At 35.9% G+C, this 26,470-nt stretch carries 16 protein-coding genes; 10 read left to right on the forward strand and 6 right to left on the reverse strand.

What is annotated here, in order from left to right:
* Positions 1-92: 92 nt before the first annotated feature.
* From FEZ18_RS10920 to FEZ18_RS10935, 4 genes are all read right to left on the reverse strand, one after another.
* A complete protein-coding gene (locus FEZ18_RS10920; protein WP_153268348.1) occupies positions 93-1,841 on the reverse strand; it encodes a gamma-glutamyltransferase family protein in 1,749 nt (582 codons plus the stop codon).
* A gap of 295 nt (positions 1,842-2,136) precedes the next feature.
* A complete protein-coding gene (locus FEZ18_RS10925; protein ID WP_153268349.1) occupies positions 2,137-3,555 on the reverse strand; it encodes a SusD/RagB family nutrient-binding outer membrane lipoprotein in 1,419 nt (472 codons plus the stop codon).
* A 12-nt stretch (positions 3,556-3,567) separates the two neighbouring features.
* Positions 3,568-6,807 (reverse strand): SusC/RagA family TonB-linked outer membrane protein, encoded by a 3,240-nt coding sequence (locus tag FEZ18_RS10930; RefSeq protein WP_153268350.1) that lies wholly within the window; start codon positions 6,805-6,807, stop codon positions 3,568-3,570.
* An 86-nt stretch (positions 6,808-6,893) separates the two neighbouring features.
* Positions 6,894-8,417, reverse strand: a complete 1,524-nt coding sequence (locus FEZ18_RS10935) for a M20/M25/M40 family metallo-hydrolase (protein ID WP_153268351.1) — start codon at positions 8,415-8,417, stop codon at positions 6,894-6,896.
* Between the two features lie 536 nt (positions 8,418-8,953).
* Here FEZ18_RS10935 and FEZ18_RS10940 point away from each other — a divergent pair.
* The 5 genes from FEZ18_RS10940 to yidC all read left to right on the forward strand — a co-directional run bounded on the left by FEZ18_RS10940 (position 8,954) and on the right by yidC (position 18,470).
* The gene (locus tag FEZ18_RS10940; RefSeq protein ID WP_153268352.1) at positions 8,954-11,956 is read left to right on the forward strand and encodes a SusC/RagA family TonB-linked outer membrane protein; all 3,003 of its coding nucleotides are present in this window, start codon (positions 8,954-8,956) and stop codon (positions 11,954-11,956) included.
* A gap of 27 nt (positions 11,957-11,983) precedes the next feature.
* Positions 11,984-13,327 (forward strand): RagB/SusD family nutrient uptake outer membrane protein, encoded by a 1,344-nt coding sequence (locus FEZ18_RS10945; RefSeq protein ID WP_153268353.1) that lies wholly within the window; start codon positions 11,984-11,986, stop codon positions 13,325-13,327.
* Between the two features lie 127 nt (positions 13,328-13,454).
* Positions 13,455-14,639 carry an exo-beta-N-acetylmuramidase NamZ domain-containing protein gene (locus FEZ18_RS10950; RefSeq protein ID WP_153268354.1) on the forward strand — a complete coding sequence of 395 codons (1,185 nt, stop codon included), beginning with the start codon at positions 13,455-13,457 and terminating at the stop codon, positions 14,637-14,639.
* 228 nt (positions 14,640-14,867) lie between these two features.
* Positions 14,868-16,508 carry a CTP synthase gene (locus tag FEZ18_RS10955; RefSeq protein WP_153268355.1) on the forward strand — a complete coding sequence of 547 codons (1,641 nt, stop codon included), beginning with the start codon at positions 14,868-14,870 and terminating at the stop codon, positions 16,506-16,508.
* Positions 16,509-16,574: 66 nt separating this feature from the next.
* On the forward strand, positions 16,575-18,470 hold the full coding sequence (gene yidC / locus FEZ18_RS10960) for a membrane protein insertase YidC (RefSeq protein ID WP_153268356.1): 1,896 nt from the start codon (positions 16,575-16,577) through the stop codon (positions 18,468-18,470).
* A gap of 617 nt (positions 18,471-19,087) precedes the next feature.
* On the opposite strand, the gene FEZ18_RS10965 is transcribed toward yidC, so the two are convergent.
* Positions 19,088-20,077: a fasciclin domain-containing protein gene (locus FEZ18_RS10965; RefSeq protein WP_153268357.1), complete on the reverse strand. Its 990-nt coding sequence runs from the start codon at positions 20,075-20,077 to the stop codon at positions 19,088-19,090.
* Positions 20,078-20,257: 180 nt separating this feature from the next.
* On the opposite strand from FEZ18_RS10965, the gene mnmA reads away from it, so the two are divergent.
* The 5 genes from mnmA (at position 20,258) to FEZ18_RS10990 (ending at position 25,393) form a co-directional block, all read left to right on the forward strand.
* Positions 20,258-21,445 carry a tRNA 2-thiouridine(34) synthase MnmA gene (gene mnmA / locus FEZ18_RS10970; RefSeq protein WP_153268358.1) on the forward strand — a complete coding sequence of 396 codons (1,188 nt, stop codon included), beginning with the start codon at positions 20,258-20,260 and terminating at the stop codon, positions 21,443-21,445.
* A gap of 144 nt (positions 21,446-21,589) precedes the next feature.
* Positions 21,590-22,546: an NAD(P)H-dependent flavin oxidoreductase gene (locus tag FEZ18_RS10975; RefSeq protein ID WP_153268359.1), complete on the forward strand. Its 957-nt coding sequence runs from the start codon at positions 21,590-21,592 to the stop codon at positions 22,544-22,546.
* Between the two features lie 161 nt (positions 22,547-22,707).
* On the forward strand, positions 22,708-24,081 hold the full coding sequence (locus FEZ18_RS10980) for an MATE family efflux transporter (protein WP_153268360.1): 1,374 nt from the start codon (positions 22,708-22,710) through the stop codon (positions 24,079-24,081).
* A 394-nt stretch (positions 24,082-24,475) separates the two neighbouring features.
* Positions 24,476-24,703, forward strand: a complete 228-nt coding sequence (locus tag FEZ18_RS10985) for a hypothetical protein (RefSeq protein WP_153268361.1) — start codon at positions 24,476-24,478, stop codon at positions 24,701-24,703.
* 120 nt (positions 24,704-24,823) lie between these two features.
* Positions 24,824-25,393, forward strand: coding sequence for a phosphatase PAP2 family protein (locus FEZ18_RS10990; RefSeq protein WP_153268362.1), 570 nt, complete (start codon positions 24,824-24,826; stop codon positions 25,391-25,393).
* On the opposite strand, the gene meaB is transcribed toward FEZ18_RS10990, so the two are convergent.
* Entirely contained in the window at positions 25,390-26,466 is a 1,077-nt protein-coding gene (gene meaB, locus FEZ18_RS10995; protein WP_153268363.1) for a methylmalonyl Co-A mutase-associated GTPase MeaB, read from the reverse strand. The genes FEZ18_RS10990 and meaB overlap by 4 nt on opposite strands.
* Positions 26,467-26,470: the final 4 nt, after the last annotated feature.

The raw sequence follows: 26,470 nt of genomic DNA on the forward strand, positions 1-26,470 counted from the left end.
TTATGTTATAAATTCTAATTTTCAGCTTATGTTTTTAGATCTGTATTTTTAATAGTTACAATATAATTTGCATTTAGTAATCTGTGTTGCTCTTAAAGCTCACAATCTGAGGTTTCTGGGCCTTCTGCAGTACCTTCCCAATCTGGATCTGCTACGCCAGTCCATAGGTTTGTTTTCGCATCAAAAGTCACGGCGTGTACTCTGGCAAAAGCACCATATCTTTTTATTGTTTTCACATCGAATCCTGCGTTTTTCCAAAGTATGGAGTCGGCGCCAGACCAGCCATTATTTGGAGTGAATTCTGCGCTAAACTTTGCGCCACTAAAACTTGATTTTTTTGTTAGCGAATCTGTAATTCTTACTGGATGAATTCGAGGTGCAGAAACAGCGTCTTTAATGGTTAAGCCCCTATCTATGTGTCTGGAAATGGTTTGTGCAATTCCGGATAGAATTCGCATTCCGCCAGCAGCTCCCAAAACCATAACGGTTTCGCCATTTTTAGTTACTATGGTTGGGGCAATGGTTGTTCTAGGTCTCGAGCCAGGTGCTTGATCGGAATCGGACAAATAAGTACCCATAGTAGACGCATAAACAAAACCTAAGCCTGGAGTTATTACTTTCGAGCCAAATAAAGGCCCTATGGTTTGGGTTATAGACACAACCATGCCTTTGCAATCGGCTGTGACAAAATGGGTAGTGTGGTGGCTGTTTTCTCCCCAAGTATTACCACTCCAATCCGTTTGGTTTGCTAATAGATTATGAGACGTTTTGCTAGAAGATTTGGTTTTAGCCGTTTCTATTGTGGGAATTGTTATCGTTGATGCTTGTTCTTTAGCCCAAGCTTTGCTTTGAACTAAATCTAAATCCGCTTCTTTATAATCGGTTGTCATGGTATTGATGGCAATGGCCAATGCTTGGTTCACAACAGTTGCCCATTGTGTATCGTTTATTTGAGTTAAATCGAAATTTTCGAGAATGTTTAAGGTTTTAATTAATAATCCACCTCCAGATGGTGCGGGCATGGTGTGAATTTGATAGCCTCTGTAATTCGTGGTTACATATCTCATATCGTGGGCTTTGTAATTTTTTAAATCGTTAAGACTTACATAGCCTCCGTTGGCTGCCATATCTGCTGCTATCATCTTAGCTGTTTGACCTTCATAAAAATCTGCTCCATTAGTTTCTGCAATACGCTGGAGTGTTGCTGCTAAATCGGGTTGTTTTAGTGTTTCGCCAGCTTGGTAGAGTATAGAATCGTTTTTAAACATTTGATTACGAAATCCAGGGTCGTTTATGATATCGTTATAAGCTAATTTATGTCTATTGGCCTCACCAGGTAGTAATTCAAATCCATTAGAAGCATAGTTAATTGCAGCCGCCATTAATTGATTTAACGGCAATGAGCCATGCTCTTTATGCAACCTCATTAAAGAGGCTACAACACCTGGAGTTGCAATGGTTTTATAACCAGATTTTGCCGGTGTTTCTGGAGTGGTGTAGTTTAAGGGAATTTCCGTCATGCCATTATAGCCTTGAAAAGTGCCATCTGTTTTTCTTACAAGCACCAAGTTTCGGCCACCAATACCATTCATGGTTGGTTCTACTACGGCTAAAACAAAAGCAGTTGCCAATGCCGCATCGGCAGCATTACCACCTTCTTCTAAGATGTGTAAACCCGCTTGAGTTGCTAGAGGTTGAGCTGTTGCGACCATTCCATTAGCCGAAATTGCAAACTGCGGATCCCCATCATCAGTTATTTGATCTTTAGATTTTTCATTTTTTTTACAGGAAAAAATTGTTGCGATTAAGAGAAAAAGTATTATTGGAAGTTGATTTTTCATTTTTTTTCATTTTTAAATGAGCTGTTATACCAGTTTAATTTTTAAATGTCGTTTTGTTAATTTGGTATTAGATTCTAATTGTTTACCATTCTTAAATGTACTAAAAAATAATGTTGGTATTTTAATACCATTTATCAGTTGGAATTTCGAGAACAAAACACTTTTTCTAATACGCTAATTAAAATCATTATTTTTTGCGGTAATTGATGATAAAAACTTCGGTAATTTTTGATTTAAATAATAAGAGGTTGCTAAAATAGTTTTTAGCAACCTCTATAAAAACCCAAATTATTAATTATTGATTTACAGGTGTTGGTGTAAATAAATCTGGTATTGTGCTAGGTATGTTACTATTGTTATTTATCTCATCTTGAGCATATAAAAATCGCTGTGGATTTATTGTTGTGGTGTTATTATTTAAAGGAAACGGTACCATAACATCACTGTCTGATGCTCTTAGTCTTCGTGCGTCATTAAATGGTATATAAGTGCTAAAGCCTGTCACGTATCGTTCTTCAATAATCTCTCTGAGTACAGCTCTATCAGTCGCAATACTATCGGTATTTTCTATGCCACCTGGTTCAAAGTCGGTCAATACATAGTCATCATATTGTAGTGGATCTCCATTAAGGACATTAAAGGCATCTCCAGATCTTAAATGGGCTCTTAACTCATTTAGTTTATCAATGGCTCCTTGAGTGTTACCGTCTCGTAACAAGCATTCGGCCCAAATTAATAGGTTCTCCTCAAAACTAACTAATTTCATAGGAGTAGTGGCATCATCAATTCCACCTACTTGTGCACCGTCGCCATCTATAAAGCTGTAGTTTCTTCTAGCAGTTTCATTTGTTTTGCTATTATTTCTACTATTAGTGTTACTTGGATCAATTAAATCTCTGTAAAATGTACCAGCACCGGTCATGTCACCAGCTCGACTACTATTTACAAAATTATTTAATATGTTACTGTTGCCAGGTACACTGCCAACGGGGTTGTAAGACATTGTTCCCGAATTGTTGCTAATTCCGTTTACTACATTCGCCAAAGCTAGCGGGTACTGTTTTGTTTGCAAATAATAGCGCGCTTTTAATGTATAAGCCGCAGCAATCCATTTGTTTTCATCACCTCCAAAATAGTTGTCTTGACTATTTGTGTTTGGAGTTGTGGAACTGTTTTGAAGTTTAACAATAGCATTGTCAAGTAGTGTTTGTAAAGCCTCGTACACATCTGCCTGAGCATCAAAATTTGGGTCTGGAGAATCTAAACCTGGGTTATCTGGTGTGGCTTCAGAATAAGGAATATCTCCAAACAATGATGCTGCTGTACCTACTGCTAGAGCTTCATTAACATCGATAATACCTTGTAATCGACTCACATTTGGTGAGATTTCTCTAATTTTTTTATTCTGAACTAGAATTCCATTATAAAGATGCCCCCAAATAGGGTCTGAATCACCAGGAGTATAAACGTAATTATACAGGGTTTCTTGAACCAGTTGTAGGCCTATTAAACCTCCCGTATAATACATGCTTGTTCTTGCTAATTGCCCTTGTTGTATTTGAGCATTTGCCAATAAGGTTCCTCGTAGTAGTAAGTCTCCCGAAGGTACTTCTACCAATTGATTTGGATTATCATTCACATCTAAATAGTCATCGCATGCCACCACAGATGTTAAAAAAATAAATGATAATATAATTCTATATGTATATTTCATAGTGTTTTCTTTTTAATAATTAAACTTGATTCCAAAAGCATAACTTCTCGATCCTGGGTTAGAGAAGTAATCTATGCCTCGAGCTCTACCAACGCCAAATTGATTAATATCTGGGTCAATACCAACAACATCGGTCCAAATCACTAAGTTACGTCCAGAGGCTGTAAACACAATAGAACTTAAACCAGTTGCCTTCTGAAATTTCTCTGAATTTAAAGTGTATGATAATGATAATTCTCTGAAGCGTGTCCAGCTACCATCTTCTACAGCAAATTCATTTAATTTACCATCACCAAAACCGTATAAAGAGGTGTAATAATCTTCATCTAGCAACACATTGCCGCCACCAAAATTTCCTACATTACCTCTAACTACCGATCCGGCAGGAAATACATTACCATCATAATTTACTAAATCTTCCGTTAAGGTGATGGTGTTACCAGTATCTGCATGTGTTCCAAAAAACGAGGTAATAAATCTAGTTCTTTGCGCTAAGTCATTGCCTTGGCTCGTGTCGAATAAAGCCGATAATGATAAGTTCTTGTAAGACAAATCAAGTTGTATACCGCCTCTCCAGTCTGGATTAGGATCTCCAACGATTAAGTTTCCTCCTGTGTCAACCATTGGAAACCCGTTTGGATCTAAAGTAAGGCTGCCATCTGCATTTCTAAGGGCGCCTTGAGTGTATAATACACCAAGTGGTTGACCATCTATGGCCACCGATTCTACCGAAGAACCTTCTGAAAATTCTTGAATAAACTCTCCTTCACGTTTTACACCGTAAACCATGTTGTCGTTTTTACTGTAGTTTATAGCAATCGATCCTCTCCAATCTTGGTTCCTTAAGAAATCGTATTTTAATTCAATTTCAAGGCCTTTATTTTCTATGGTAGCACCGTTGGCATAAATTTCGTCGAAACCTAATGATGGCACTAGAGACACATTTAATAAGACATCTTCAGTTTTATTGGTGTAGTATGTAGAAGACAAGCTTAATCTGTTTTTAAAGAATCTTAGATCTAGTCCGAACTCATATTCTGTTTTAATTTCAGGTTTAAGATTTGAATTTCCCAAACGTTCATCTAATTGAAAACCACCGCCAAAATCTTCTAAGGCAATATTGTCTGAAAAAGAGCTGTATTCACCCACTTCATATACTGTTTGTTCTCTATGAGCCAAAGGCACGTTAGCAACTTGTCCAAAAGCAAATCTTAATTTACTAAATGAAAGTGCGTTTGCTGTTTCGAATAACTCACTAAAAGTCCATCCTAATTCTAAGCTAGGGTAGAAGAAGCCATTAGCAGATTTCGGTAAAACCGAGTGTTTCTCGTAGGCACCACCTAATTGTAAAATTAGTTGATTGGCATATTCAAAATTAGCGGTACCATAAAAGCGAATATTTCTTCGGCTGTTTCTACTGGTTTCAGAAGCTATATTTTCTTTTGCCGAAAGTTCGGCCGCATCAAGAGGTTTTCTAAAGTTGGCTATAAAATTATTGGCTTCACTAAAAATACTCTTACGTCGTCTATCATTAAGACCAAAACCTAATACAAAATTTGAGTTTAGATTGTCGCTTAACTCATAATTGAAATTGGTTAAAAAATCACCGTTTAATTCTTGATTGGTGATTATTTCATCATTAAACAAGCCATATATTCTTTCTGCACCCCCTGTATAATATGGAAAAAAGTAAACTCTCGTATCATTGTAGAAATCTACGCCACCACGTAAAATAGAGCTAATATTATCATTCCATTGGTAGGTAACCTCTCCTGCACCTATTAATCTGTTTAACGACGCGGTACTTGATTGTTCGTTAATAGTCCATAGTGGGTTGTTGTATATTGGGTTGTCGCTATTTCCTAAATATCTTCTATAGGCACGATGTCTATTAGTTGTAATAGTTCCAGAACTGCTATGATGATTACCTATGTAATCTGATTGATCGAAATCTGCAGGGCTTCGCAACAAACCTAAATACAAACCAGCTGCATTAGATCCCTGCTGTGTTCTATTAGAACCTGTATGGATGTAATTGGCTTTAAATGATGTTTTTAGTTTATCAGATAAGTTTTGAGTGGCATTAATAGAAAAGTTTGTCTTTTTGTAATAGCTACTTTTAATAATACCATTTTGATTTACATGCCCCCCACTTAAATAGAAAGTACCTTTTTCGTTACCAGAGCTTATGGTAAATTTATTGTCATAGGTGATCCCTGTTCTAAACACTTGGTCGAAATTTCTATCGGTATAGATCTCTCTTGAGTTTTTTTGTGTTATCGGGTAGATGACATTATCTGAAACAAGCGATTCAAAAAACTCACCAGAGGTATCTACAGCATCTGCACCCCCGCTTCTGTCTGAAATTCTATCCCCCCAAGAGCGTTGAGCAGTAGGGTCGAATACGCCATTATTTCCTTGTCCAAAAGAAGTTTGAAGCGGGTGTTTATAAGAAATCTCATCTATAGAGATTCCTGAAGAGTAAGTGGCTGAAAACTTTCCCACCTTACCTTTTTTAGTTGTAATTACAATAACTCCATTTAAAGCTCTAGAGCCGTATAAAGCTCCTGCTGAAGCTCCTTTAAACACTTGAAAAGACTCAATGTCGTCTGGATTAATATCGTTTAGTCGTGATTGTTGAGAGACTCCTGCAGAAGCGTCTGTGTCACCAGATCCACTCAGGTTGTCGTTGTTTAAAGGAATACCATCGACTACAATTAAGGGTTGGCTAGAGCCACTTAATGAGCTTGCACCTCTAATTTGAATATTGGACCCAGCACCAGGATCGCCAGAAGTTCCGGTTATACTAACTCCTGCTGCTTTACCTGCAATACCATCAATAATTTTGTTTTCTGCGGCTTGCACCAGTTTGTCTGCATCAATTTTAGAGTACGTCGAGGCCATTTTATCCCGCTGTTCTTTGAAGCCAAGGGCATTAATAACTACCTCGTCTAAACTCTCTGAGTCTTCTTCTAAGGTAACCGTTAGTGTTGTTTGGTTTCCAACGGAAATTTCTTTAGTCTTAAAACCAATGTAGCTAAACTCTAAAATAGCGCCTGCTGCGACATCTATGCTAAAGTTTCCATCAAAATCTGTGGCTGTCCCGTTTGAGGTGTCTTTCTCAATAACCGAAGCTCCTGCTAAAGGAATGCCACCTTGATCGGTTACTGTACCTGTTACTGTGTTTTGTGCATAAATTAAGGCACATGAAAACAGTGAAACAAGTGTTGAAAAAAAACGTTTTTTGTTCATACTTTTTAGATTTAGTTAATAAATAGTTTAGTTAAAATTTTTAGTTGTTCTCGCAAGGTGATTTTTCTATTTTTGTCTCACATAATTTAATTTAAAGGTTCGTTTAAAATGGCTAAACAGGTTTCAATGCCCTGTAAAAAATTACCCAAGCGTAAATTTTCATTTGGACTATGAATATTATTGTCTGGGTTAGGGATTCGAACAGAAACAGCTGGAATTCCCATAGTTTTCACAAAAGGTGCCATAGGTTGAGAGCCGCCTGTTAACCTCATGTTAACAATGTTTTGTCCGTAAATTTTGTTTAAAGCTTTATTTAAAAATTTACCAGTAAATCCATTTAATTCTGTTCTAAAAGGATTAGAGCCTAAGCTGTATTTAAAACTGGCTAGTTTAGTGTGTTTTTCACGTTCTTTTTCGGTTGGAATGGAATCTACGAGATAGTAGCCTTCATTAATGATATGATTTTTTAATAATTCCATTAAACGTTTGCCATCAGATTCTGGTACCAATCGCATGTCAATTTCTGTAATAACTTCAGAAGGGATTATGGTACGCACTTTGCTGCCAACCCAGCCAGCTTGAATACCTCTAATATTTAATGAGGGGTACTGTAAAACTTCTTGATATGTGTGGCCAATAGCATCGTGTTTTGCTATTCCCAGACGCTTTTTAATGCTATCTAAATTTTCTGGAACGTTGTTTAACATTTCCTTTTCGCTCTCGTCCAGATAAATACCGTCATAAAAACCTGGAAGTGTCACTCTACCATTATCATCTTTTAAACTGCCTAATAATTTTGCTGTATGAAATACTGGATTTGGAGCAAAATTTCCGTATTGCCCACTATGCAAAGGGTAGCGCGGACCAAAAACTTTGAGAGTAGCTCTCGCTATACCTCGAGCACCATAGGTTAAGGTAGGTAAATTACTTAAATGGCGTGTACCATCCATAATTAATATCATATTCGCCTGTAGCAGTTCTTTATTGTTTAATACGGCATTGGCTAAGTGAGGAGATCCCAATTCCTCTTGAAAATCCATGATAACTTTAATATTATATTCAGGGTCTATTTTTTTATCTCTTAGTATTTCTAAAGCCGAAATAAATGCTACCGTTGGTCCTTTAGAGTCTGACGATGAGCGTGCAAACAGTCTCCAATCTGGATTAAATTCGTCTTTAAGCGGGTTAAAATTTATAATCTGCCATTTGTTTAATCCAGTCTTTTCCTTGTAAACGGGTTTAAAAGGGTCTTCTTGATCCCAAGCAGAAGCGTCGGCAGGGAGTCCGTCTATTTGTAAATAAAATAAAATAGTTTTAGCCTTTTTATTAATTATTTTTTCAGCAAATAATAATGGAGCTCCTGGTGTTGAAATTACTTTCACATCAAAATCTAAATTATTAAAAACCATTTCACACCATTTTAAATTATTTGCTATTTCCTCTGGGAAATGACCATCGTTAGGTATTTTTAAAAACGACTCTAGGTTAGATAAGGCTTCAGGAAATTTTTGTTGTGCATAATCCATGATTTTGGCTTTAGATAAGCTTTGTCCATACGATACCGTAACTAAAAAAAATAGTATTAATATGTTAAAATATTTACTTTTCATGGAATTGTTTAATGGATTTTAATCAGAATTTACACCTAAATAACAAAATACGGTTAACAGATTTTGTGTGATATTGATGGTATTCAGACAAAGTTATTCTCCTGATATTGTGAGGGTTTACAGTATTTTTTAAGGTTGTAGTTTTGTTTCGTTATTTGTTAAATTTTTCACAATTTAGCAATTTTTATTTAACAACCTATTTATATGATAGCATTTTTTTTAGAAATACTGTTAAAAATATTGTTCTTTAGATAGTTTTAATATTTCAAAAAAAGCTGGTTTGATTGTTAAAAAACAACTCTATTTAGAGATTTGTTTGCATGTCGGATTCTTAAGTTTCGCTGTTAAAATAAAATACGAGATGAAAATGAATGATTTTTGAATAAGGTAATACAAGGAGTGTTATGCATGCCCATTGTCCCGAATTAATCTATGCTAAGGTTTTAATTATGTTAGCTGGGTTATTTGCGTTCTCTAGTACACGAACAAGATTTTTTTTGTAAATTTAAACGGAAGCTAATCTTAAAAATATTTTTATGAAACAAATAACCAAAAAGCACCTTGGTGCTAAGTCGCTAAAACAGGTTTTTGTCCTGTTGGTAATCATTACTTTTGGGTTTAGTATGCATGGTCAAACAACTTATGCATTTAAAGGAAAAGTAACCGATAATAGTGGTGTTCCCGTCGCTGGTGCTACGGTTCAAATTAAAAACACAAATCAAGGTGTGGTCACGGACTTTGATGGCAACTATGATTTGAAAGCGAATATAGAATCAGGCAACTATACACTGGTTTTTAGATCTCTAGGTTTAACAACTCAAGAAGTTGAGGTTGCTTTGGGGGCAGAGAAAGAAGTAGTTAATAATGTTGTTATGACTACCGATATTTTAGGATTAGATCAAGTGGTTATCACCGGGGTTGGAGCATTAACACAAAAAAAACAACTAGGTAACACCATTTCAAGTGTAACGGGTTTGGAAATTGCCCAATCTGGATCAGTAGATATTACAGGAGGGCTTTCGGGAAAACTTGCAGGAATTCAAGTGACACAAAACTCTGGAGATCCGGCAGCAGGTATTAGTGTGCGATTAAGAAGTGCGAGTACGGTTAACGGAAGTTCCGATCCGCTTTATATTATCGATGGTGTTATTGTTAACAATAACTCGGTTGATGTTTTAGGTACAACAAGTGTGGTTCAAAATAGATTGTCTGATATTAGTCCTCAAGATATCGACAGAATTGAAGTTATAAAAGGCGCTGCAGCTGCAGCAATATATGGGTCGCGTGCCAGTAATGGTGTGGTTCAGATTTTTACAAAGAAAGGGAAATTGGGGAAGCCCGTCGTTACCATGTCCAGCAGTTTGAATTTTAATTTTTTACGGAAAAAACGCGCTTTTAATGAAGAGCCTTTTGATTGGGTTTCTACAGATATTGCCGTGCTCGATAAGGTGCCAGCCACAAGGTATGATTATCAGGATATGGTGTTCGAAAATTCATTAGGAACCGATAATTATGTTTCAGTATCTGGCGGAAAAGAGGATACTAACTATTTTGCTTCGTTTTCTTACCTGAAAAATAATGGCATTTTAAAAAGTACTAACTTTGAAAGACAAGGCGGAAGAGTTAGAATTAATCAAGAATTTAATGATTGGATATCGGCATCCTTAGGCACTTATTTTTCAACTAGTACAAGTCAAGATCAGCCAAATGGGGGTTATGTCGCTGGGGTATTACCAACGATTCTATTTACCAATAACACCATCGATCCTCGTCAAGATGCAGATGGAAATTATCCAACAATGACCTTTTATCCAAATATCTTAGAATACATTAATAACTTCGACTTTAATCAGAAAAATAATAGAACTATAAGTGATCTGCAAATTAATTTAAAACCTTTAGATGGACTTAAGGTTAATTATACACTAGGTTACGATAATTCTGAGTCTACTGGAAATACTTATGTTCCTATAGGTACCACTACTGTGGAGTTAGGTACAGCAAGTACCACAACCATAAGTACTAAACAGTTTAATAGTGATTTAAATGCCTCTTTTAATAAGGATATTAGTGATGCCGTAAAATCTACAACAACTGCAGGCTTTAGTTGGCAATCGGATAAATCGCAGTTTCGTTCAATTTCTGGAACAGGATTGGCACTAGGAGTAAAAACAACAAATGGAGCGGCTTCAATAGCGACAAACGAAGTTAGAAGCGAGCGCAGTTTCTGGGGAGGTTTTTTACAGCAAACTTTTGGTATTAGCGGTAAGCTTTTTCTTACTGGCGCTATTCGTTTAGATGGTTCTTCTGTATTTGGAGCAGACGAAAGAAATCAATTTTACCCAAAAGCAAGTATGTCTTATTTAATTTCAAACGAGAATTTTTGGGAAAACAGCTTAGGCAATGTGTTTAATAGCTTTAAGTTAAGAGGTGCTTGGGGTCAAGCAGGTAATTTAACTGCCATAGGACCTTTTGATCGATTATCGAATTACGCAGCTATAAGTATTGATGGGACCTCTGGATTAATTGCTCCAACACGATTAGGTAATGCCGATTTAAAACCCGAAAGACAGGCCGAATTAGAATTTGGTATTGATATGGGTTTATTTGATAACAGGATTGGAGTTGAACTTACCTATTATAAGCAAGACATAGAAGATCTTTTATTGGCCAGAACATTATCGCCATCAACAGGTTTTGGGTCGCGAGTAGAAAATATAGGAACGATGACTAATAAAGGTTTTGAGGCTTTAATTACCGCAACCCCAATTCAATCAAATAACTTTAGTTGGACCGTTACAGGAACGTATTCTTCCAATAAAAACGAGGTGAATAATATTGAGGGTGAGCAATTTGGTATTGGTAATTTCGGTTTTTCTGTTGCCAAAAACGGACAGCCTTTAGGGGTTTTCTACCAAGGTTTCTATGCCAGGAATCCCGACGGAAGTCTTTTGTTAACTCCCAACGGGCTACCTCAAAGGGAAAAAGGGTCGTTTGATGCCAATGGGAATGCCGTTCCAGAACGCGATGCTTCTGGGCAACCTAGTGGAGTTAATTTAAGTAAGGTTATAGGAGATCCAAATCCGGACTTTATCGCTTCATTAATTAATGAGCTTAAGTATAAGAATTTCTCTTTCAGAATGCAGCTTGATGCTGTGCAAGGTGTTGATATTTTAAGTTGGGATACTCGTATGTTCTATCGCTTTGGTGGAGGTCCCGCTACTGGTAGTGAATTAAGAGGAGAAAGCGTAAGAGGTACTGGTGCCGCCAAGTTTGGTATAGCAGAATCTTATATTGAAGATGGATCTTATGTTAAACTTCGTGAAGTATCAGCTTCATACATGTTAAAAAATCCTCTGGAAGGGGTGAGTAGTGTGAAGTTTACTTTAACAGGTCGGAATTTATTTTCAATTGATAATTTCTCGGGTTACGACCCAGAAGTAAATATGGATGGTCAAAGTAATGGTGCTAGAGGTGGTGTTATGGGCTTGGTGCCTATACCTCTTGTGGTGAAATTTGGTTTAGTAGCTGTTTTTTAAATATTAAATATTAAAACATAGTATAAAATGAAAAATATAAAAATATATACAATTATAGGTGTCTTTTTAATGAGTTGTACTTTGCTTACGGCTTGCGATACCGATTTTGAAAATCCAAATAACCCTACAGAAGATGTTGTTTTGGGTACTAAAGATGGGCTTTTTGCGCTGGCGACAGGAATTAGACAATATTATTCTGTGTTTGCCTTAAGACAAATAATAGAAGCACCTGGAATTACAACCAGAGAATTAGGGGTAACCAATACGTTTTTAAATATTAATGAATTAGCCAAAGGTGGTGCAGAACTACCTGCAGAAAGCGGCGGTATAACAAATCCTTGGGTAAATGTATTACGCGCTAAAGGTATGGCAGAATCGTTAATTGCGGGAGCTAATGCCGTAGAACTTACCGAAGGCACAAAAAGCGGACTTCTGGCTTATGGCAATCTGTTTAAAGCCATGTCGCTAGGGTATTTAATAGACATGTTTGAAGAAGTGCCCATAAATAATGCTCTAGATGGGGCTGCTCCTTTTAGTGATCGGGCTTCGGTTTTAGCGGAGTGTATTTCATTACTAACGAATGCTAGAGATGGTATGCTTGTTCCTATTTCAGACGAATTTCAATCTACAGTATTGTGGGCAGATTTTAGCTTAATGAAAACAGTAAATGCATTTCTTGCGCGTTATCATTTAATTGCGGGTAATTATAATGAAGCCATTGCCGCTGCAAATGCAGTCATAAATTCTAGCGATATCACGACCTCTATGTGGGTTTATGATGCTAATAACCAAAATCCTATTTGGAATCGCACAGTTAATTCGGCAGATTTAAATCCTCAAACCAATTTTGGTTTGCTAGGAAATTATATTCCAGAAGCTGGAGACGGTCGAATCGATTTTTATTTAGGCGCCGATGCAGGTTCGGCAAATGCAGATGCTGGAGGTCAGCCCCTAAGTGAGATGCTTGGCTTTTTCAGCACAAACACATCACCTATTCCTATTTATCTTCCAGGAGAAATGCTGTTGATTAAAGCAGAGGCCTATGCAAGACTAGATCAATTAAATGAAGCTGTAACAGCTTTGAATTTAGTAAGACAGAAAAATAATGATCCTCTGGGAGTTAACGCTAATCTTTTAGCTTGGGCTGGAGATGCCACTAATAAAAATGCTGTTTTAGAAGAGATATATAAAAACAGATGTATAGAGCTTTTTTTAACAGGATTAAGATTTGGCGACAGTAAAAGATTTCATCCAGACTTTGCAGTACCTTCTGCAGCTAATACTACAAACGAAAGGAATAGAAATTATTACCCTTATCCATCAATTGAGCGCGAAAACAACCCGAATACACCAGCAGATCCTTTAATTTAAAACGAGTGGCTTGATGCTGCTTTTTAAATTTAAGGTGGTGAAAAAATGTAATACCTATAGTAAGTTGTAATTTGCTTCTAATTGGCGAAAATTGATTTTTTTTAATTGAATATAATATCGTGAAGCTATGAAAGTGTTAACAGGTTTAGATGTTTTGATTAACGATAAGGAGCTTCAAAGTAAATTTAGCGGAAATGTCGCGTTGTTATGTCACAATGCGTCTATCGATGCTAATTTTACACAGGCAGCAGTAAAATTTAAAGAAATTTTTGGCTCCAGATTTATTAAAATGTTTGGGCCACAACATGGTTTTTCAACAGATGTTCAAGATAACATGGTGGAAACAGATCATTACGTGCATCCGTTTTTTAAAATACCTGTTTATTCTCTTTACTCAGAAACCCGCATTCCTACAGACGAGATGCTTGAAGGTATTGATCACTTCTTTGTAGACTTACAAGATGTGGGTTGTAGAGTATATACTTATATCTATACTCTTACTTTGTTGCTTGAAAAATGTGGAACAAAAGACATTCAAATTATTGTACTCGATCGTCCTAATCCAATTAATGGCATTGATGTTGAAGGTAATATTACAGAATCAAAATTTAAATCATTTGTGGGCAGACATCCCATTCCATTACGTCATGGCATGACTATCGGGGAAGTGGGACTAATGCACCAAAACTTGTGGGCTAAAACTAAAGTAAACTTCGAGGTTGTAAAAATGGAGAATTGGGAGAGAGCGATGTTTTTCGAAGATACTAAATTGCCTTGGATCTTGCCCTCTCCAAATCTTGCAAGAGCAGAAAGCACGATGACGTTTTCGGCTACGGTTTTTTTAGAAGGAACGCTTTTAAGTGAGGGCAGGGGAACCTCCCAGCCATTAGAAATCGTGGGGCATCCAAAAATAGAACCCTATTCATTATACGAAAATCATTTACTTGAGATTATAAAAAAATCGAAACTCGAGGGCTTTGTTTTAAGGCCAATAACATTTCTTCCAACCTTTCAAAAACATGCCAATATGGTTTGTGGTGGTTTTCAAATTCACGTAACAAATAAATCTAGATTTAAACCCTGGCGTACAGGTCAACTTATTTTGCGAGAATTATATCATGTTTTAGGAGAGGATTTTAAATGGAAGCAACCACCTTATGAGTATAACCATACACAAATGCCCATTGATATTATAAATGGTACAGATAAATTAAGGCATTGGATTGAAAATAATGAACCACTAGAAATACTTGAATCTTTTGAAAGTTTAGACGACTATAAAGAGCAATTGAATGCAATAAAGATTTATTAGGCGTGTTTTTTCGTAAATTATGCACGCTACACGTTTAAATTATAATTTGAAATCTTTTCTAAGCACAGGTCTATTAAATCGAACTGATAAGGATTATAATCAAGAAGTATTTGGCGTAGTATATCTTCGGCAAATCTTAGCTTAATTTTTTAAAACAATAAAAAGTAAAGAAGAGTTTATCAATAACTATTTAAATTTTGTAAATTTGCCTGCGTTTATAAACGCATCATGATAGATACAACAAAATACATATTCGTAACCGGTGGCGTTACATCTTCTCTTGGAAAAGGTATTATCGCCGCATCTTTAGCTAAATTATTACAAGCTCAGGGATACCGAGTAACCATTCAGAAATTAGACCCCTATATTAATATAGATCCGGGAACTTTAAATCCTTACGAACACGGCGAGTGTTATGTTACCGAAGATGGCGCAGAAACCGATTTAGACTTAGGTCATTACGAACGTTTTTTAAACGTACCAACTAGTCAGGCCAATAGTGTTACAACAGGAAGAATATACCAAAGCGTAATACAAAAAGAGCGCAGAGGTGAATTTTTAGGTAAAACCGTACAAGTAGTTCCTCATATTACAGACGAGATAAAACATCGTATACAACTTTTAGGGAATTCTGGAGATTACGATATTGTGATTACAGAAATTGGTGGAACCGTTGGAGATATTGAATCCTTGCCCTATATTGAAGCGGTGCGACAATTGCGTTGGGATTTAGGTGATAACAATGGTATAGTTATTCATTTAACACTTATACCATACCTTTCTGCAGCAGGCGAACTAAAAACTAAACCTACGCAGCACAGTGTAAAAACCTTAATGGAAAGCGGAATTCAAGCTGATATACTGGTGTGTCGAACCGAGCATAAATTACCTAAAGAATTAAGAAGTAAACTTGCTTTATTTTGTAACGTTCGCGAAGAAGCTGTTATTGAATCTTTAGATGCATCAACCATTTACGATGTTCCAAACCTTATGTTAGATGAAGGATTAGACAAGGTGGTTTTAAAAAAATTGGCATTAAAGAGCGCCACTCCAGATATTTCAAAGTGGAATGAATTTTTAAAACGACATAAAAATCCGAAGTCAGAAATAACCATTGGATTAATTGGTAAATATGTGGAGTTGCAAGATTGCTACAAATCAATTTTAGAAGCTTTTATCCATGCAGGAGCGGTTAAAGAAGTAAAAGTAAATGTAGAGTCTATACATTCCGAGTATATAAACCAGGATAACGTGAAACTAAAATTAGGACATTTAGATGGGGTTTTAGTTGCTCCCGGTTTTGGAGAACGCGGTATAGAAGGCAAAATTGAGGCCGTTAAATTTGTACGTGAAAATAAGGTACCATTTCTCGGTATTTGTTTAGGTATGCAAATGGCCGTTATAGAATTTGCTAGAAATGTTTTGAATCTGGAGAATGCCGATTCTACCGAAATGAACCCCGACACCGAACATCCGGTAGTGAACTTGATGGAAGAGCAAAAGATTGTTACCGATAAAGGAGGCACTATGCGACTCGGAGCGTGGGATTGTGAACTTGTAGCTGGTAGTAAAGTTAGAGATATTTATAACGCAGATACCATTAGTGAACGCCATAGGCACCGTTATGAATTTAATAATAGTTACAAAGACCAAATGGAAGCAGCTGGTATGAAAGCAACAGGGATTAATCCAGATACAGGCTTGGTAGAAATTATTGAGATTCAGGATCATCCTTGGTTTATAGGTGTGCAATATCATCCAGAGTACAAAAGTACGGTAGCTAACCCACACCCCTTATTTGTAGCTTTTGTAAAAGCAGCGTTAAATCATCATAAAACAAAAAAAGGTGTCAGAATGACACAAAATTAAAATTGGATAGCTTTTTGTAAAGTAAATGCAGTTCACTCTTTTTCTTAAAAGAGAAACTTTAAAAATATGGAAGAAAAAAAATTAGACAAGAATTCGATTATAGGTTTTATACTTATTTTCGGAATAATGATGTTTTGGCTTTGGCAGAACAGCCCAACCCCAGAAGAATTAGAGGCCCAAGAAAAAGCTAAGCAAGAACAAGTCGAAGCCCAAAAAAAGGCAGAAATACCACAGCAAACAAAAGTAATAACAGCACAAGAAACTAACGCTGTTACAATTTCAGATTCTTTAAAATTAATTAACCTACAAAACAAATTAGGGGCTTTTGCTTATTCTGGTGTAAATGCAACAGATGAAGAAACCCTGGTAGAAAGTGATTTATTAGCCATAAAATTTAATAATAAAGGCGGGTATGTTTCTGAAATTAAACTGAAGGAATTTGTTAATTACGACTCGATTCCTATCTTTTTAATAAAAGATAATAATGCAGTTTTTAATATAAATTTTGCTACTCAAGACAGTAGAATCCTTAATACAAAAGATTTGTATTTTGAACCTTCCGTTACTAAAAAAGGCGAGGTTACTTTAGTTTCAATGAAGCTTAAAGTTTCTGAAACCAAGTTTTTGGAATACCTCTACGAAATAAAAGAAGGGGATTATATGATGAGGTTTACAGTGCGCTCTCAGGGCTTAAGCAATGTTATAAACAGCGCTCAAGATGTGAACTTAAACTGGAATTTAAAAGCCTATCGCAATGCTAAAAGTGTAACTTACGAGAATAGATATACCGAGCTCGTTTTTGAGTATGAAGACGGTAAAGATGATTATTTAGGTCAGCAGGACAGCACCGAAGATACGGCTAACGATGTGACGTATGTTGCCTTTAAACAACATTTTTTCACCTCTATACTATTGGCAGATACCCCTTTTAAAACGGGGAAATTTAGAAGTGAAAATCTGGTTCAAGATGAGGAGATCGATACCGTTTATACCAAGGCGTTTTCTACGACATTACCTCTAGAACTTACTGCGGGCGAAATTAATAAATCGATGGATTGGTATTACGGCCCAAGCGATTATAAAATACTTAATGACTATGGTAGAAATTTAGACGAAATTATTCCATTAGGTTGGGGTATTTTTGGATGGATTAATCGTTACCTATTTATACCATTGTTTTCGATGTTGGGCGGTTACATGCCTTATGGAATTGCCATTATTGTTATGACGGTTTTAATCAAGCTATTAATGTCTTTTGTGCAATATAAGCAGTTTTTATCTCAAGCCAAACTTAAGATTTTAAAACCAGAATTGGATGCTATTCGAGAAAAACACAAAAACAATAAGGCTAAAGCTCAACAAGAAACTTTAGCATTGCAAACCAAAGCAGGGGCGAGTCCTATGGCAGGTTGTTTGCCGGCTTTAGTCCAGTTACCTGTATTTTATGCCTTATTCCAATTTTTTCCGTCGGCATTCGATTTGAGACAGAAATCGTTCCTTTGGGTAGAAGACTTATCATCTTACGATACGATCGCTGAGTTACCGTTTCATATTCCATTTTATGGAGATCACGTAAGTCTGTTTCCTATTTTGGCATCTATTGCTATTTTCTTTTATATGCGCTTAACTACGGGGCAGCAAATGGCATCGCAACCAACTCAAGAAGGTATGCCAGATATGGCTAAAATGATGAAGTATATGATGTACTTCTCTCCAATATTAATGTTGTTTTTCTTTAATAACTATGCCTCAGGTTTAAGTTTATACTATTTTATTTCTAATTTAATTAGTATTGGTATTATACTAGTCATTAAGAATTATATTCTTGATGAAGATAAAATACATGCACAGATTCAAGTGAATAAAAAGAAACCTAAAAAACAAGGTCGTTTTCAGAAAAAAATGGCCGAGATGATGGAGGAAGCCGAAAGGCAAAAGCAATTGCAACAAAAAAGAAAATAATGCACGACGCTTTGCATTGTTTCCTTAAAGTTTAGCGCCAAATTTCAAAAAGAAAAGCTGTCCAATATAGTGGGCAGCTTTTCTTTTTTAATTTAAATTGAATTTATGGAGGGAATTAAGAGGTAGTTATTCTTTAAGTTTTGAATGATAAATCTAATTTTTAGAATCTTATAATATGTAGTCTTACAAAATCTTAGCCAAATGTTTTAGATTTTCATGAAACGAATAGTAGAATTCGATTTTGCAATACAACATTTCAAAATTAAATTGGAAGAAGTGATTTTCTGAACTGTACTTATTGAATAGAATAATTTTCATTACCAAAGGCATCTTAACTTTGCTTAATGACTAACCAAAAAAGAAGGGGTCTAAAAATTACTTTTTAGACGACCTTCTTTCTTTCTCATAGACAATTTCTTTTCAAGTGTCTACAATCTAACAAACAAACTAAATCGTTTAATTTTGATTTTAAGTAGTGGTGTGCAACTTTAAAAGCGAATAATTGGTTATACAATTTTTAAATAAACATTAACAGCAAAATGTTTAAATTGTATGTTCCTTTTAAAGTTGCGTATTTTACCACTTTGTATTTGCTGTTTTTTTTTTGATATGACGTTTTATGGCTGAGTTGGCAATAAAACGGTATCAATCACGTGTATGACGCCATTGCTAGCTTGAACATCTACAGCTGTAATACCAATACCAGTATTTCCTGCGCCATCTGTCATATCTGCTATGTTCCCATTGGTTCCCGGAAGGGTTATGGTAACACTATCCCCTTGTAAGGTTGCTGCAGTGGTGTCTCCGTTTGGTGTTAAATCTGCCGATCTTACATTTGCTTCACCAATTACATGATGCAATAAAACTTGTGTTAAAACAGGCTCTGCAGGTACAGCGGCTAATTTTGCAAAGGCATCATTAGTTGGTGCAAATACGGTAAACGGAGCCGGAGCAGTATCAAACGGCGTTGACAGCGTAGCCACAAAATCTGTTGCAGGAGTTAAAGTTGTTAAGGCTGAAACTAAAGTCGAAAAATTAGGATCTGCCGTTGCAAAAGTTACCACCGTTGGTAGTCCAATTACTTTATCTACAATATGAATAACTCCATTTCTAGCTTCAATATCTGGTGTATCGACGGTTGAAATTCCATTAAATACAACCCCAGAACTTGTGTTAAAATACAAACTTAAATTGCTTTCTCCAGGACCTGCCGCGTTTGTACTAGTATAACCAGCACCAGCCGCTATTAAGTCTGAAGCCATTGTTTTACCAGTAATCACGTGATTTAATAGTATTTGAGTTAAAACGGCAGCAGGAACATCGGCTAAAGTTGCAAAGTTATTATCGTCTAAGAAAGCTGCAAAAGCTTCATCTGTTGGTGCTAAAACCGTAAAAGGTCCCGTTCCAGATAAAACGGACACTAAGTCCCCATCTGCAGCTTGCAGAGCGGCTACCAAATTACTTAAAGTGGGGGAGCCTTGAGCTAGTTCTACAATATTTTTCGTTTGAGGAACTTGGATTGGATTGTCATCATCATCACATGAGAATGCAAAGACTGTAATAACTGCGAGTAATACTACTTTTTTTAATGCTGTTAAAGTTTTCATTTTGAGTCTGTTTTAAATTATTAACGAAGTAAACACATAAAAAAAAATGTCAAAAACCTAATTTTTGTTTAATTTTAACATAAAAAAGTTAAACAAAATTGTTTTCACATTTCTTAAGTACGCTTTATAATAGAGTGATTATTTTTATTTATCGCTATCTTTGCACCCAATTTTAGATATATGAAACGAGTAATAATTGGACTTTCAGGAGGTGTAGATTCTAGTGTTGCTGCTTACTTATTAAAAGAGCAAGGTTATGAGGTAATTGGATTGTTTATGAAAAATTGGCATGACGACTCCGTTACCATATCAAATGAATGTCCGTGGTTAGACGATAGCAATGATGCGATGTTGGTTGCTGAAAAATTAGGGATTCCTTTTCAAACGGTCGATTTAAGTGAGCAGTATAAAACGCGTATTGTCGATTATATGTTTAACGAATATAAAAAAGGTCGAACCCCAAACCCTGACGTGCTATGTAATAGAGAGATTAAGTTTGATGTTTTTATGGACATTGCCTTAGAATTGGGAGCAGACTACGTGGCTACAGGTCACTATTGTAGGAGAGGCACTCTAGAGAAAGATGGAAAAGATATTTATCAACTGTTAGCTGGAGTAGATGAAAATAAAGATCAATCGTATTTTTTATGTCAATTATCACAACAGCAATTGGCAAAATCGTTATTTCCTATTGGTGAATTAACAAAACCTCAAGTTAGAGCCATTGCTACTACATTAGATTTAATTACTGCAGAGAAAAAAGATTCTCAAGGTTTATGTTTTATAGGAAAAGTAAAATTGCCAGATTTTTTACAGCAGCAATTAAAGCCAAAAGAAGGTGTTATAATTGAGATTTCAAAAGAGCATGAAATATATAACGAAACGCTTCCAAAATTTCTTAGTCAAGAAGATAAATTGGAACATTTATCTAGAAAAGTTACGTATGCCAAACACGACGGCAAAATAGTGGGTAAACACCAAGGAGCACATTATTTTACTAAAGGCCAGCGTAAAGGGCTTGGTGTTGGTGGCACAGTAGAGCCTTTATTTGTTATAGATACGGATGTGGAGCACAATATTATTTACACTGGACAAGGTAAAAATCATCCAGGTTTATATAAAAAAGCGTTGTTTGTTACTAACGAGGAATTGCATTGGGTTCGTGAAGATTTGGCTTTAGAGGTTGGTGAGTCTATGCCTGTCATGGCAAGAATTCGATATCGCCAAGCCTTGCAAAAAGCAACATTGCATAAAGTAGATCATGGGTTATATGTGGAATTCGATGACCTACAATCTGCCATTACCGAAGGTCAATTTGTGGCATGGTATATAAATGATGAGCTCATGGGTTCTGGTGTGATCTCATAATATTTTATTAAATTATTATGTTCGCAAAAAAGGCTTTTCTAAAAAAAGATAAAAAATTATTTTGAAGGCGTTTCAAATTTTTAACAATTAAGATAGTTGGCTAAATTAAACTATATTAGTGTGCTACAATTAACCTAGCTTTAAATGTCGAATCGAATTACGCAATTATTTAATATTAAGTATCCAATCATTCAGGCTGGAATGATTTGGAACAGTGGATGGCGACTTGCTTCGGCAGCGAGTAACGCTGGAATTTTGGGACTTATTGGGGCAGGGAGTATGTATCCAGAAGTTTTACGTGAGCATATTCAAAAATGTAAGCAGGCCACCAATAAACCTTTTGGTGTTAATGTGCCTATGCTGTATCCCAACATTCAAGAAATTATGGATATTATAGTCGAGGAGGGTGTCTCCATTGTGTTTACCTCTGCTGGAAATCCTAAAACATGGACGTCTTGGTTACAAAACAGTGGGGTTACAGTTGTACATGTGGTGAGCAGTGTAAAGTTCGCCTTAAAGGCCCAAGAAGCAGGTGTCGATGCGGTTGTAGCTGAGGGGTTTGAGGCTGGCGGACATAATGGTCGAGATGAAACTACCACGTTAACTCTTATTCCTATGGTTAAAGAGCAGATTAACATTCCTTTAATTGCTGCTGGTGGTATTGCCACAGGTCAAGCGATGCTTGCTGCTATGGTTTTAGGAGCCCACGGAGTTCAGGTTGGTAGCCGTTTTGTGGCTAGTAAAGAAAGTTCAGCTCATAATAATTTTAAACAAGTTGTTGTCGAGGCAAAAGAAGGTGATACCCAATTAACGTTAAAAGAATTAGCACCTGTAAGATTAATTAAAAATAAGTTTTATAACGATATTCAGGAATTGTACAAAACAGCTCCAACTCCAGAACAACTTAAAGAACTTTTAGGCAGAGCACGAGCAAAGCGCGGCATGTTTGAAGGCGATTTAGAAGAAGGTGAGCTTGAAATCGGTCAAATATCAGGCTTAATTCACGATATAAAACCTGTAGCTCGAATTGTAAAAGATATGCTAAAAGAGTTTCAAGAAGCCAAGCAAAATATCTTAAACATAGAAGACTACTACTTTTAGGGTTTAAGAATGTCTTATTATTCAGAGTTTCTTATTTAAGCGCCTGTCTATTAGTTCTTTATGTTTTGTTTTTAGCCATTTCCACTTGGGCTAAGCATCAACCTTAAATAAATTCAGAAGATAAAGTTTAAAAAACTAATACTAAAGTTTACTTTTGCGCCATGCAAATAAGAGATTACACCAAAGAGTTTAAATATAACTGGAAATTAGCAGCTCCAGTTATGCTTGGTATGTTGGGGCACACTTTAGTGAGTTTAGTCGATAATATTATGGTTGGACAGCTGGGTACTGCAGAACTTGCCGCGGTATCTCTGGGCAATAGTTTTATGTTTATTGCCATGTCTTTAGGGATTGGTTTTTCTACGGCCATTACACCTTTGGTAGCTGAGGCAGATGCCGAAAATGATTTTGCAAAAGGTAAATCGGCATTTAAACACGGTTTGTTTTTATGTACCGTAATGGGCGTTGTTTTATTTATTGTGGTCTTTTTTGCAAAACCTCTTATGTATTCTATGAAACAGCCCGTTGAAGTGGTAGAACTGGCTATTCCGTATTTAGATTTAGTGGCCTTTTCGTTAATACCTTTAATTGGTTTTCAGGCTTTTAAGCAGTTTAGTGATGGCTTATCTTTTACTAAATACCCGATGTATGCTAATGTTATTGCAAATTTAATAAACATACTTTTAAACTATATTTTAATTTTTGGAAAATTCGGATTTCCAGAGTTGGGTATTATTGGAGCGGCTTACGGTACCCTAATTTCCAGATTTATAATGGTGTGGTATTTATGGTACATCTTAAGAACAAAGAAAAAGTCGAAAGACTATGTTACCAATATTAAGTTTTTTGTGCTCAGTAAGTCTATGTTTAAAAAAATTATAAACCTTGGTATTCCTAGCGCCATGCAAATGTTTTTTGAAGTTGCTATTTTTACTGCTGCCATTTGGTTGAGTGGCATACTGGGCAAAAATCCTTTGGCTGCAAACCAAATTGCGTTAAACATGTCTTCCATGGCCTTTATGGTTGGTAGCGGTTTAAGCGTTGCTTGTATGATTAGAGTGGCTAATCAAAAAGGATTTAAAAATTATACAGAACTGAGACGAATTGCCTTTTCTTTCTTTTTTATGGGAACCTTATTAGCCATTTGTTTTGCTATTATTTTCTTTGTTTTTAATGAACAGCTACCTATGTTGTATTTAGATCTTGACGACGCAGAAAACTTTGCCGATAATACCGAAGTAATTGCCATTGCCTCTAAATTATTGATAGCAGCTGCTATTTTTCAAATAAGCGATACAATACAAATACTAGTATTGGGCGCTTTACGCGGATTACAAGATGTTAAAGTACCAACCATTATTACTTTTATATCTTATTGGTTAATTGGTTTTCCTATATGTTGGATTTTGGGAAAAGAAGAGGTTTATGGTAGTTTTGGCATATGGATTGGACTTATTGTAGGGCTAACCATAACATCTATTTTATTATCTTTTCGATTTAACTATTTAACTAAAAAATTAATTAGAATTAGTTAAAAGTGTCCAATTACAAGTTTGCAAGAACTTTAAAACACAACGGGTTTGGTGGGCTATTTAAAGATTTATCCCATTTACAAATTGAACTAAAACTATGAGAATTTTTACTGAAAGACATCAAATAATAGAGGTGCTACCGTGTGTTGGAGCAATTATAGATAAGCCTGACAGATTGAAGTGTTTAAGGTCTTTTAATTTTGAATTAGGTGATTAGTTAACCCCGCAATCTAATTGTTAGCGGTTTATTATTGAGTATGTAAAAGAGAATTATAAAATGGTTTTAAGTAATTTAAGAAATGAGACTATTGAACTTTTGGCTATTTTTGCATCTGTAGCTTACTAATTTAAAATATTTATGGTGTGTAACAAGCACTTTTAATTAAAATACGTATACATGACACTTCCAAAATTTATACTTGGCGACAATACCGAGTTTCCAAATGCTATTTATGTAATTCACACAGAGTTTCCTAGATTTATTATTAATCTTGAAGATGACGAAGTTGAATGGTTTGAAGATTTTGATGCCGAAGATGAAAAAGAGCTCGAAACCGAAACTGCAAATGCTATAAAATTGGCTACCGAGTTCTACGATAATGAGGTTGCCAAATACGAAGAATAATAGCGTAGGCATACTGTGGCATTCTTTTTTTAATTGAAGCGTAAAACAAAATAGCCTTCCAACTCCGCTTAAGACAAGCCGTAATTCCAAGACTTTTGGATAAGATTAAAAGACACAAAAATGATTGATAAACTTTTAGAATACGACACCAGCCTCTTCTTATTTTTAAATAATTTAGGAACCGAGCCTTGGGATAATTTTTGGTTAATTGTTACACACAAGCTCACTTTTGCTCCTTTGTATGCTTTTTTGTTGTATCTCTTATATAAAAAATTTGGAGCTAAAGCGCTCGTGGTTTTTATCATAATAATTACTTTAATGATAACCTTTACCGATCAAATCACTAATGTTTTTAAACGGGGTTTTGAGCGGCCAAGACCTTGTGGAGAGGCAGATTTAATCGATCAAATGCGTTTTATAGCCGTACGCTGTGGTAAGTATGGATTCTTTTCTGGGCACTCGTCAAACTCGATGGCAGCTGCCGTATTTGCTGGTTTAACCTTAAGGCCTTACTATAGAAATCTTATTTTTATTTTGTTGTTTTGGAGTGCTATTGTGGCTTACAGTAGAATTTATGTGGGAGTACACTATCCTTTAGATATTGTTTGCGGATTAACTTTTGGAGCTATTTCGGGATTTGTGTTTTACAAATTGGCACAATATATTTTGCATCGATTTGTAAACAATTAGTGTGCGAGCTTTAATAAATAATGCGCTGCAGCAAACGGTGTTGTTTTATTGTGTTCTATTAACTCTAGTTGTATTTCTAGCTCTTTTGCAATCTCAGGTTTGTTAAAAAAATCGAACTTTAATTGGTCTTCTATGGTTTGAATAAGCCAAAACTTATTTTGTTCGTTTCTATTTGTGTTGAAGTAATTATTTCGGGTAGTCAATTCTACGTAGTCCATAATAATTTGCCATATAGCTTCAATACCTTCATTGTTTAAAGCGCTACATAAGGTGACTTTGGGCTGCCATTTCGATTTTTTTTGAGGGTAGAGGTGGAGCGCTCTTTTAAAATTTTCTTGTGCGATTTTGGCTTGTTTTAGATTGTCGCCATCGGCCTTATTAATCGCAATGGTGTCTGCCATTTCTATAATACCGCGTTTCATGCCTTGTAGTTCGTCTCCCGCCCCTGCTAACTTTAGTAACAAGAAAAAATCTACCATGCTGTGTACAGTAGTCTCACTTTGCCCAACACCAACGGTTTCGATAATAATTACATCAAAACCAGCAGCCTCACATAAAATAATGCTTTCTCTAGTTTTCCTGGCAACCCCACCGAGTGATTTTCCAGAGGCCGACGGCCGTATATAAGCATTCGTGTCTTTAACCAAAGCTTCCATTCTAGTTTTGTCACCTAAAATACTACCTTTTGTAAGTGAGCTGCTCGGGTCTATGGCAAGAACGGCAACACGTTTTCCAAGACCTGTTAAATGCTTACCAAAGGTTTCGATAAAGGTGCTCTTACCAACACCAGGAACACCAGTAATACCAATTCTTATAGATTTATTAGCGTAAGGAAGGCACTGTTTTATAATGCTGTGGGCAATAGGGTAATGCTTTGTATTCTCACTTTCTACCAAAGTGATGGCTCTACTTAGTGCCGTTATGTCTTTTTGTAAGATCGATGATACTAAAGTGTCGGGGTTGATTTTAGTGCTGCGTTTCTTCTTTAGGTTTCTTATAGAAGTCTGATTGGTTATTTCTGATTGTGAAACCCCATTATTTTCTTTTGTAGATGTTTTTTTTTCTTTTCCCACGGGT

Origin of the sequence: Oceanihabitans sp. IOP_32, from assembly GCF_009498295.1 — a bacterium.
In the GTDB taxonomy this organism is placed as follows: Bacteria; Bacteroidota; Bacteroidia; order Flavobacteriales; family Flavobacteriaceae; genus Wocania; species Wocania indica.

What these genes read in the sequence shown, in the direction of transcription:
- FEZ18_RS10920 (WP_153268348.1), bottom strand. Translation starts at nt 1,841, where the DNA reads ATGAAAAATCAACTTCCAATAATACTTTTTCTCTTAATCGCAACAATT.
- FEZ18_RS10925 (WP_153268349.1), bottom strand. Translation starts at nt 3,555, where the DNA reads ATGAAATATACATATAGAATTATATTATCATTTATTTTTTTAACATCT.
- FEZ18_RS10930 (WP_153268350.1), bottom strand. Translation starts at nt 6,807, where the DNA reads ATGAACAAAAAACGTTTTTTTTCAACACTTGTTTCACTGTTTTCATGT.
- FEZ18_RS10935 (WP_153268351.1), bottom strand. Translation starts at nt 8,417, where the DNA reads ATGAAAAGTAAATATTTTAACATATTAATACTATTTTTTTTAGTTACG.
- FEZ18_RS10940 (WP_153268352.1), top strand. Translation starts at nt 8,954, where the DNA reads ATGAAACAAATAACCAAAAAGCACCTTGGTGCTAAGTCGCTAAAACAG.
- FEZ18_RS10945 (WP_153268353.1), top strand. Translation starts at nt 11,984, where the DNA reads ATGAAAAATATAAAAATATATACAATTATAGGTGTCTTTTTAATGAGT.
- FEZ18_RS10950 (WP_153268354.1), top strand. Translation starts at nt 13,455, where the DNA reads ATGAAAGTGTTAACAGGTTTAGATGTTTTGATTAACGATAAGGAGCTT.
- FEZ18_RS10955 (WP_153268355.1), top strand. Translation starts at nt 14,868, where the DNA reads ATGATAGATACAACAAAATACATATTCGTAACCGGTGGCGTTACATCT.
- yidC (WP_153268356.1), top strand. Translation starts at nt 16,575, where the DNA reads ATGGAAGAAAAAAAATTAGACAAGAATTCGATTATAGGTTTTATACTT.
- FEZ18_RS10965 (WP_153268357.1), bottom strand. Translation starts at nt 20,077, where the DNA reads ATGAAAACTTTAACAGCATTAAAAAAAGTAGTATTACTCGCAGTTATT.
- mnmA (WP_153268358.1), top strand. Translation starts at nt 20,258, where the DNA reads ATGAAACGAGTAATAATTGGACTTTCAGGAGGTGTAGATTCTAGTGTT.
- FEZ18_RS10975 (WP_153268359.1), top strand. Translation starts at nt 21,590, where the DNA reads ATGTCGAATCGAATTACGCAATTATTTAATATTAAGTATCCAATCATT.
- FEZ18_RS10980 (WP_153268360.1), top strand. Translation starts at nt 22,708, where the DNA reads ATGCAAATAAGAGATTACACCAAAGAGTTTAAATATAACTGGAAATTA.
- FEZ18_RS10985 (WP_153268361.1), top strand. Translation starts at nt 24,476, where the DNA reads ATGACACTTCCAAAATTTATACTTGGCGACAATACCGAGTTTCCAAAT.
- FEZ18_RS10990 (WP_153268362.1), top strand. Translation starts at nt 24,824, where the DNA reads ATGATTGATAAACTTTTAGAATACGACACCAGCCTCTTCTTATTTTTA.